Source organism: uncultured Bacteroides sp., assembly GCF_947632445.1.
In the GTDB taxonomy this organism is placed as follows: domain Bacteria; phylum Bacteroidota; class Bacteroidia; order Bacteroidales; family Bacteroidaceae; genus Bacteroides.
Map to the genome: position 1 here is coordinate 54,264 of NZ_CANRPM010000012.1, position 8,975 is coordinate 63,238.

Consider the following 8,975-nt stretch of genomic DNA (forward strand, 5'->3'; position numbering starts at 1 on the left):
GCGGATATTTCTTTGGAAGTTTGTAGAGACGGTGTGGTAAAAAAGGGAAAACAATGCTTTCCTTTCTAAAAAGCACTGCTTTCCTCGGCAGAAAACAGTGCTTTCCGTAGCGAGGCAGATACGGCAATGGTTCCACTCTTGGCCTCCAAGTACCCAAAGGCGGAAAATAAATCTTAATCTTCTCCAAGCGACGACACAAAAGTCTAAGATTCTCAATATAATTATGTATATTTGCCGTCGGATTGAAAGGGGAACCACCCGGAAGAAAAAACGGAAGAAGAGGAAGGACAACCTGCCACCCGCAAGTTATTAACAAAAAGGACGACTTATCAACCGTTTTTGCAATCTCTTCCCTTTTCATGCTGGCATAATCAGAAATAATCGCTTATTTCGCTGCCGATAAATGATAGAGAATATGGGAAAAATTATTGCTTTGGCAAACCAAAAGGGAGGCGTGGGCAAGACTACCACTACCATCAACCTGGCAGCTTCGCTGGCCACCCTTGAAAAGAAAGTGCTCGTTGTGGATGCTGACCCCCAGGCCAACGCCTCATCCGGGCTGGGAGTGGACATCAAACAAGCCGAATGTACTATTTACGAGTGCATTATCGACCGTGCCGACGTACATGAAGCTATCCATGATACGGAGATAGACACGTTGAAAGTCATCTCTTCTCACATCAATCTCGTAGGTGCCGAAATCGAAATGCTCAATCTGAAAAACCGAGAACGGGTTCTGAAGGGAGTACTATCGCCGCTGAAAAGCGAATTTGATTATATTCTGATAGATTGTTCGCCGTCGTTGGGACTTATCACCGTCAACGCGCTCACCGCCGCCGATTCGGTCATCATCCCCGTACAAGCCGAATATTTCGCACTCGAAGGCATCAGCAAGCTGCTGAACACCATCAAGATCATCAAGTCGAGGCTCAACCCGACTCTGGAGATCGAAGGCTTCCTGCTGACGATGTACGACTCGCGCCTCCGGCAGGCCAATCAAATCTACGACGAAGTGAAACGCCACTTCCAGGAACTGGTGTTCAAGACCGTCATCCAGCGCAACGTGAAACTGAGCGAAGCGCCCAGTTACGGCTTGCCCACCATCCTCTACGACGCAGACTCCACCGGTGCCAAGAACCACATGGCACTGGCCAAGGAGCTGATAGAAAGAGAAAAATAAAGAAAAGGAAACCGACAGATATGGCACAAAAAAGAAATGCATTAGGACGCGGCCTGGACGCACTGCTCTCCATGGACGACGTGCAAACCGAAGGCTCCTCCTCGATCAGCGAAGTGGAACTATCCAAGATCAGCGTCAACCCCAACCAGCCTCGACGTGAGTTCGACCCTACCGCCCTGCAAGAATTGGCCGACTCCATCGCCGAGATTGGTATCATCCAGCCCGTTACGCTACGCAAGCTTTCGGACGACGAGTACCAGCTCATTGCCGGCGAACGACGTTTCCGTGCCTCGCAGATGGCAGGCCTCACCCGCATACCCGCCTATATCCGCACCGCTGACGATGAAAACGTCATGGAAATGGCCCTCATCGAGAACATCCAGCGCGAAGACCTGAACTCGGTGGAAATTGCTTTGGCTTACCAGCACCTGCTCGAACAGTACGACCTGACGCAGGAGCGCCTGAGCGAACGCGTAGGCAAGAAACGCACCACCATCGCCAACTACCTGCGTCTGCTGAAGCTGCCTGCACTCGTACAGATGGGATTGCAAAACAAGCAAATAGACATGGGGCACGCCCGCGCATTGGTGACGCTGAACGATCCCAAGCTGCAAGTAAAGATCTATGAAGAAATCTTGGAACATGGCTATTCTGTCCGCAAGGTGGAAGAAATCGTCAAGTCGCTGAGCGAAGGAGAAGCCGTGAAGAGCGGAGGGCGCAAGATAGCTCCCAAACGAGCCAAACTGCCCGAAGAATTCAATTTGTTGAAACGACAACTTTCAAACTTCTTTCACGCCAAAGTACAACTGACCTGTTCGGAAAAGGGAAAAGGGAAAATCAGCATCCCCTTCAGCAATGAAGAAGAATTAGAACGTATCATCGGCATCCTCGACACGCTGAAAAATAAATGACAAGAAGAAAACTCAAATATCAGATACTGACAGCCCTGCTGCTCTGTTTCCTACAGGTGGCAGGGATTGTCGTGTATGGACAAGATCGCCCTCGTGCCGCCCTTCGCAGATCGCACGAACTGCAGGCCGACACGATTCACAAGACACTCTCACCTCAGCAACAGGCATTGAAAACCGACACACTGGACGCTCTGGCAAAAGCTACGGCCGACAGCATTGCCAACGAAAACAAGAAAAAAATGCTCGAACTGACGGCCAGTCCAGACATCAAGCAAGAGAAAAATCCGACGGACAGCTTGAGCCGCGAGCTGAAACGCAAGCAATGGGTACCCGACCCGACTAAAGCAACTTGGCTGGCGCTGGTCATCCCCGGAGGCGGACAAATCTACAACCGCAAGTATTGGAAGCTGCCTATCGTTTACGGTGGATTTGCCGGTTGTGCCTACGCCCTGACATGGAACGGCAAGATGTACAAAGATTATCAAGCTGCCTATGTCGACGCCGTCAACGAAAAATGGGATTCCAACAGTATTACCGACCTGCTACCGCCGGGTTACATTGACCGTGTGTCGCACTCGCAAATCACAGAAACTCTGCGTAAACGCAAGGACACCTATCGCCGTTGGCGCGACTTGAGTATTTTCGCCTTTATCGGTGTCTATCTGATATCCGTGGTCGATGCTTATGTGGACGCCGAGTTGTCCAACTTTGACATTGGTCCTGAACTGAGTATGAAGGTGGAGCCTACCCTTATCGACAATCAGGTTGGAGGCCACTACAACCCAGCCACGCTGAAGGATAAGTCCGTAGGCGTGCAATGCAGCTTCCGTTTCTGAAAAATGAATACTCACCACCAAACCGATATAGAAAAAATATGAAGACATTGATTATAAGTTCCGCCTTGTTGTTCGCGACCTTCCTGACTACTCCCCTCTGCGCACAGGAAAGTGTCAACGTAGTCATCAACGAGAACGGAATCCAACGCGAAGAAACCATCGACCTGCCCCGAAGCATGACTTATCCGCTGGACAGCCTGTTGAACGATTGGAAGGCTAAGACTTACATCGATTTGGGAAAGGATTGCAGCACTTCGCACGAAAATCCACTGTTCAGCGACTCCATTTACATCAATCGCCTGTGGCGCATGCCGGTCATCATAGAGATGCCCTACAATGAAATTGTACGCAAGTTCATCGACATGTACGCTACTCGCCTGCGGGATCAGGTAGCCTTCATGCTCAGCGCCTGCAATTTTTACATGCCCATTTTCGAAAAGGCCCTTGATGCTTACGACCTGCCTCTCGAACTGAAATACCTGCCCATCATCGAATCGGCCCTGAATCCCTCGGCCGTATCGCGTACAGGTGCTGCCGGACTTTGGCAATTCATGCTTCAGACAGGTAAACTCTACGGTCTGGAAAGCAACAGTCTTGTGGACGAACGCCGCGACCCCATCAAGGCCACTTGGGCTGCAGCACGTTATCTAAAAGACCTTTATGGCATCTACAATGACTGGAACCTGGTCATTGCCGCCTACAACTGCGGGCCTGGTACCATCAACAAAGTTATCCGTCGGGCAGGAGGCAAGACTGACTACTGGGTCATCTATAACTATCTACCCCGCGAAACACGAGGCTATGTACCTGCCTTCATTGCGGCCAACTACATCATGTCTTACTACTGCAAGCACAACATCTGTCCGATGGAAACCAATATCCCTGCAGCCACAGACACCATTCAGGTAAGCCGCAACCTGCACTTCGATCAAATCGTTGACATCTGCCACGTACCGATGGACGAACTCAAGAGCCTCAACCCACAATACAAGCGTAGCATCATCCCCGGCGACAGCAAACCGCAAACCCTTCGCCTGCCCATGAACGCAATCAGCACCTTCATTGACAACCAGGACACCATCTACAACCATCGCCAGGCCGAACTGTTCAAAAACCGCCGCACTGTGGTCGTGGCCAGTAGTAGTGCCTCCAAGAATGTGACCGGCAATGGCAAGCCCATCATCTATAAAATCAAGAAAGGCGACACGCTGGGAGGGATTGCCCAACGCTATGGTGTGAGTGTCAGCAAGTTGATGAGTTGGAACGGTTTAACCGGCAACAAAATCCGCGAAGGAAAGACCTTGAAGATCTACAAGTAAAGAACCCCGTCTCTTCTAAATTAATTCAAGCATAACCGATGTTTTAAACAACAAAATGCTTGTCCGATGTCAAGAATTACTTATTTTTGCAGAAAGTGAAGAAATTGGATACGGATATGGAAGAAAACCTTAGTCTGAAAGAAAAAGAAAAAGCGGAAGAAGCGATGATACAGGAAGCTTTTCAGGACTTGCTGAATTGCTATCTGGCTACCAAGCACCGCAAGCGGATTGAAATCATCACCAAAGCCTTCAACTTTGCCAATCAGGCACACAAAGGCATTAAACGACGTTCGGGTGAACCTTACATTCTTCACCCCATCGCTGTAGCCAAGATTGTGTGTACCGAAATCGGATTGGGTTCAACTTCTATCTGCTCGGCTCTGTTGCACGATGTTGTGGAAGATACAGACTACACGGTGGAAGATATTGAAAACATCTTCGGCCCCAAGATAGCCCAGATTGTAGACGGACTGACCAAGATTTCGGGCGGTATCTTCGGCGACAAAGCTTCTGCACAGGCTGAGAACTTCAAGAGACTGTTGCTCACCATGAGCGATGACATCCGCGTCATCCTCATCAAGATTGCCGACCGACTTCACAACATGCGTACCCTCGGATCCATGCTTCCCAGTAAGCAATACAAGATTGCTGGCGAAACAATGTACATCTATGCCCCATTAGCAAATCGGTTGGGACTCTACAAGATTAAGACCGAACTGGAAAATCTCAGCTTCAAGTATGAACATCCAGAGGAATATGCCGTCATCGAAAAGAAGCTGGGAGCCACAGCCGCTGAACGCGACAAGGTATTCAAAGACTTCACAGCCCCCATCCGCGCCCAACTGGACAAAATGGGCATGAAATACCACATTCTGGCACGTGTCAAATCCATCTATTCCATCTGGAACAAGATGCAGACCAAGCATGTCCCCTTCGAAGAAATCTATGATATCCTAGCTGTACGTATCATCTTCACACCTAAAAGTCTGGAAGAGGAACTGAACAACTGCTTCGACATCTATGTAGCCATTTCCAAAATATACAAACCCCACCCTGACCGCCTACGCGACTGGGTGAGCCATCCTAAAGCCAACGGCTACCAAGCTCTGCATGTCACCCTGATGAGCAACAACGGACAATGGATTGAGGTACAGATCCGCAGTGAACGTATGAACGACGTAGCCGAACAAGGCTTCGCCGCCCATTGGAAATACAAAGAAGGCGGCGGTAGTGAGGATGAAAGCGAACTGGAAAAATGGCTGAGAACCATTAAAGAAATCCTTGATGATCCACAACCTGACGCCATTGACTTCCTCGACACTATCAAGCTGAATCTCTTTGCATCCGAAATATTTGTCTTCACCCCCAAAGGAGACCTGAAGACCATGCCCCAGAACTGCACAGCATTGGACTTCGCCTTCTCTCTGCACACCGACATCGGTAGTCACTGTATCGGTGCACAGGTTAACCACAAATTGGTTCCCCTAAGCCACAAACTGCAAAGCGGCGACCAGGTAGAAATACTGACTTCGAAATCGCAACGTGTGCAACCCGAATGGATTAACTATGCCACCACAGCACGTGCACGTGCCAAAATAGCCTCCATCCTGCGCAAAGAAGCCAAAATCAATCAAAAGGAAGGAGAAAAGATTTTAGTCGAATTCCTTAATGCAGAGGGTATCCACATGGACGAAGTGTCCTTGAACAAACTGACACGCCTGCACAATTTCCATACCCACGACGAACTGCTGGTTGCCATCGGCAGCAAGAAACTGGTATTGGACGACATCGACCGCAATGCACTCAAGGAGAAGCAGGGGAAGAGTTGGAAAAAGCTTTTATCTTTCTCATTCGGTAATGGGAAAGAAGAAAAAGACTCACCGGAGAAGATACAACAGGAAAAAATAGATACTAAAAAGATCCTGAAACTGACTGAAGAAACCATCTCCAAAGAATACATCATGGCCGACTGTTGCCACCCCATCCCCGGCGACGACGTACTAGGCTACATCAACGAAAACAATCAGGTCATCATTCATAAGCGCCCGTGCCCTATAGCCACCCGACTGAAGAGCAGTTACGGCAATCGCATCATTGCCACCCAATGGGATACGCACAAAGAACTTTCCTTTCTTGTAACCATCTATATCAAAGGCATAGACAATGTGGGACTACTGAATGAAGTGACACAAGTCATCTCGCACCAGCTGAATGTCAACATCCGCAAACTGAACATAGAAACCAATAATGGAATTTTCGAAGGAAAAATACAACTCTATGTACACGATGTAGATGATGTGCGTACCATTTGCAACAACCTGAAACAGATACAAAACATCAAACAGATATCAAGAATTGAAGACTAACGATTTTCTGACGAAGTCTGCAATTCCCTGATATTTTCTTTCAACACATCCAAGTCGTCGTAGGTAAAAGTATCAAGCGCATCACGCATAGCCAGAAGCTCTTCACGAATACTTTTTAGGCGGATCACGATTTCGTAGTTACGCAGCGTGGCTTCCTTGTTGTTTCTCAAACACTGACGGGCTCCGGGCAGTGTCATACCACGCTCTTTCACCAGATGGTAAATCAGCCTCACAGTCTCTACATCTTCCATACGATACTGGCGGACACCACGCCCGGCTTTCTTGGGGCAAAGCTGGGGAAACTCTTTCTCCCAATATCGAAGCAACGATTCGTTGACACCGAACATCTCGGCTACCTCACTGGTAGAGTAATATAACTTCAATTTCTTATCTGTATTCAGCATGACGTTTTTCTTTTCCACACAAAAATAGGCTTCTTTTTTTGAATTGCCATACAGATGAGAATAAATCATCTACGTGAGTTCGGGATAAGAAATTTCCCTTAAAAGTTGGTAATCGCTGAATTATTTTGTACATTTAAGTCTGACAAACAATAAGTTACAAAATCAACACAATGATTTCCAAGGATAAAGTTACGGATATTTTCTGTATTATTGATGAGTTTGATAAGAATTTTGCTCTTGAATTGAAGAAAAATCTTCTTCCGGTCACTGATGGAAAGAAACATCGTAACAGGAAAACCTCGCTGTCGGATAGTGAAATAATGACCATTCTTCTCCTTTTTCATTTCGGGAGTTATCGTAATTTCAAGCACTATTAGATCTTTTGTATTCGTGAACACATGAAACGTGATTTTCCTAATGCGGTATCATATAACAGATTTGCAGAACCGGAACAACGCGTATTCTTCAAACTTATTTTCTTCCTCAAACTTTTTGCGTTCGGAAAATGTACGGGTATAAGTTTTGTTGACAACACCATGATACCGGTATGTCACAATCCAAGACGTTATGCCAACAGGGTATTCAAAGGGGTGGCTGCCGATGGCAAAGGCACAATGGGATAGTGCCACGGATTCAAGCTTCACCTGCTGTGTAATGACAGAGGAGAAATCATAACATTACGTGAGTTCGACGAATTCAAAACAATGCAAGCTGTGTGTCAATCGTTCTCATGACATTGATACACGGCTTCTTTGGAAAGCAGCAATTATGCTGCAATTGCACTCAAGAGGTTGACAATAAAATTATGAAAGGTTCCATGCCTTGAATGTTCCATTTGTGCTATATTTTTGAGTTCGTCATTGACGGTTTCGATAATGGCTCGTTTCCTGAGGAGTAGTTTGTCTGAAAGTGGCATCAATGCTCCTTTCATATTGCTTTTCAACTTGGTTATAATTTGTATGCCGTCCACGAACAATCTCTCAAAAAGATTCTTGCCGATGTATCCCTTATCACCAATTTTATAAGCATTTACAATTCGTCGAACTCACGTTAACATTCTGTCTTACAGGAGCGAATGTTGACGACAGAAATCCAAAGGTATGGAAAGTTCCAGCCAAAGAATTGTATGGAAAAGTCTTTGCTGACAGAGGCTACATTTCTCCCAAGTTGTTTGATACCTTGTTTGCTGACGGTATCCGACTCGTACATGGAATTAAGATTAACATGAAGAACAGGCTTATGCCCTTTTATGATAAAATGATGCTCAGAAAGAGGTATATTAACGTGAGTCTGTTTTCATGCAGTAACGAGAAAGAGTTTAGTCCGGTAAATGAGAAAGTAATTCCTGCGTTGGCAGTGTCAAAAATGAGTGATTGGTTACCCAATACGAGAAGCACTTTCGACGAATCTGGTGATATGCCCGTTCTTCATTTCAAAGATGAACAAGCCTACAATGAAACCATTGCCAAGCTCAATGAAATGGATAAGGAAGAGTGTGATGTATATTTCAAAACAATAGGTTTTGATGGTGCTTATACCATCTGGAACCATGTAAATGAAGAGTTGGAGCAAATATTCAAGATCGAAATTCCATACGATTTGAAAACAAGATTTCCAACTACAAAAAAAGTATGATAGAAGCTTCGCTTTCAATACTATTTACGCCTCTGATGCAACCCCGTATACTACATTTACCGATGACGACTTGTCGCTCGTTGGCAACATCAAAGGGTACGTCGTCATCGGCAATACCATAAAAATGCCTAAAAACAATACTCGGACATTTGATGTGGATGATGAAGTTGCAACAACGGCAGTTGCTCTCGGCCCGATAGAACCCGGATTCAAAAACGCAGTGTTATCGATTAAGAACGGGAAATACAGTTCATTTGATAAGGAGTTTCAAGCTGAAATAGAAACATTATCCTCATTTATAAACATCGTCAAGGTAAAACAGCA

At 46.4% G+C, this 8,975-nt stretch carries 8 protein-coding genes and 3 pseudogenes; 9 read left to right on the plus strand and 2 right to left on the minus strand.

The window, feature by feature from the left end; all coding sequences use genetic code 11:
- Nucleotides 1-415: 415 nt before the first annotated feature.
- The 5 genes from Q0Z70_RS04295 to Q0Z70_RS04315 all read left to right on the plus strand — a co-directional run bounded on the left by Q0Z70_RS04295 (nt 416) and on the right by Q0Z70_RS04315 (nt 6,612).
- Complete coding sequence (locus Q0Z70_RS04295) at nt 416-1,180, plus strand: AAA family ATPase (RefSeq protein WP_298072891.1); 765 nt, start codon at nt 416-418, stop codon at nt 1,178-1,180.
- 20 nt (nt 1,181-1,200) lie between these two features.
- Nucleotides 1,201-2,091, plus strand: coding sequence for a ParB/RepB/Spo0J family partition protein (locus tag Q0Z70_RS04300; RefSeq protein ID WP_298072892.1), 891 nt, complete (start codon nt 1,201-1,203; stop codon nt 2,089-2,091).
- The gene (locus Q0Z70_RS04305; protein ID WP_298072893.1) at nt 2,088-2,927 is read left to right on the plus strand and encodes a DUF5683 domain-containing protein; all 840 of its coding nucleotides are present in this window, start codon (nt 2,088-2,090) and stop codon (nt 2,925-2,927) included. The genes Q0Z70_RS04300 and Q0Z70_RS04305 overlap by 4 nt, the downstream gene beginning before the upstream one ends.
- 38 nt (nt 2,928-2,965) lie before the next feature.
- Complete coding sequence (locus tag Q0Z70_RS04310) at nt 2,966-4,246, plus strand: lytic transglycosylase domain-containing protein (RefSeq protein WP_298072894.1); 1,281 nt, start codon at nt 2,966-2,968, stop codon at nt 4,244-4,246.
- A 116-nt stretch (nt 4,247-4,362) separates the two neighbouring features.
- Entirely contained in the window at nt 4,363-6,612 is a 2,250-nt protein-coding gene (locus tag Q0Z70_RS04315) for a RelA/SpoT family protein (RefSeq protein ID WP_298072895.1), read from the plus strand.
- On the opposite strand, the gene Q0Z70_RS04320 is transcribed toward Q0Z70_RS04315, so the two are convergent.
- Nucleotides 6,609-7,016: a MerR family transcriptional regulator gene (locus Q0Z70_RS04320; protein WP_298072897.1), complete on the minus strand. Its 408-nt coding sequence runs from the start codon at nt 7,014-7,016 to the stop codon at nt 6,609-6,611. The genes Q0Z70_RS04315 and Q0Z70_RS04320 overlap by 4 nt on opposite strands.
- 170 nt (nt 7,017-7,186) lie before the next feature.
- On the opposite strand from Q0Z70_RS04320, the pseudogene Q0Z70_RS04325 reads away from it, so the two are divergent.
- Nucleotides 7,187-7,636 (plus strand): annotated as a pseudogene (locus tag Q0Z70_RS04325) (transposase); the annotation flags it as partial.
- Between the two features lie 76 nt (nt 7,637-7,712).
- Here the strand turns inward: Q0Z70_RS04325 and Q0Z70_RS04330 are convergent.
- Nucleotides 7,713-8,031: pseudogene (locus Q0Z70_RS04330) on the minus strand (transposase); the annotation flags it as partial.
- A 35-nt stretch (nt 8,032-8,066) separates the two neighbouring features.
- Here Q0Z70_RS04330 and Q0Z70_RS04335 point away from each other — a divergent pair.
- The 3 genes and pseudogenes from Q0Z70_RS04335 to Q0Z70_RS04345 all read left to right on the plus strand — a co-directional run.
- Nucleotides 8,067-8,297: pseudogene (locus Q0Z70_RS04335) on the plus strand (transposase); the annotation flags it as partial.
- 135 nt (nt 8,298-8,432) lie between these two features.
- Nucleotides 8,433-8,651: a DUF4848 domain-containing protein gene (locus Q0Z70_RS04340; protein ID WP_298072898.1), complete on the plus strand. Its 219-nt coding sequence runs from the start codon at nt 8,433-8,435 to the stop codon at nt 8,649-8,651.
- Between the two features lie 22 nt (nt 8,652-8,673).
- On the plus strand, nt 8,674-8,975 hold a 302-nt coding region (locus tag Q0Z70_RS04345), incomplete at its 3' end, for a DUF4848 domain-containing protein (RefSeq protein ID WP_298072899.1).